This is a genomic window from Brucella tritici (assembly GCF_008932295.1).
GTDB classification, from domain to species: domain Bacteria; phylum Pseudomonadota; class Alphaproteobacteria; order Rhizobiales; family Rhizobiaceae; genus Brucella; species Brucella tritici.
Genome location: NZ_WBWA01000136.1, coordinates 1 through 239 on the forward strand (window position 1 = coordinate 1; position 239 = coordinate 239).

Below are 239 nucleotides of genomic sequence, written 5' to 3' on the forward strand. Positions count from 1 at the left end.
AAAGCGCAGAGTGCCCGTGGAGCCGGAATCGTTACCGTCAGCCCACTGGAAACGGGTTTCAACGTAAGTCTTCAGAGTGCCGAGTTCGGTTTCCGAAGCGGTCGAGAAGCGAAGCGTTGCACGAGCAAGCTTGCCCCAGGTGTCACGGTCCAGATCGCCAGGCGTACGAGCATAAACGCGGTCACCGCCGGTTGCGTCGTAACGAACATAACCATGGATACGCAGGCAGGTTTCGGTGC

At 58.6% G+C, this 239-nt stretch carries 1 protein-coding gene; it reads right to left on the bottom strand.

The window, feature by feature from the left end; all coding sequences use genetic code 11:
• Positions 1-239, bottom strand: a 239-nt coding sequence (locus tag F9K91_RS25785; RefSeq protein ID WP_208852740.1) for a porin, incomplete at both ends; no start/stop codon positions are given.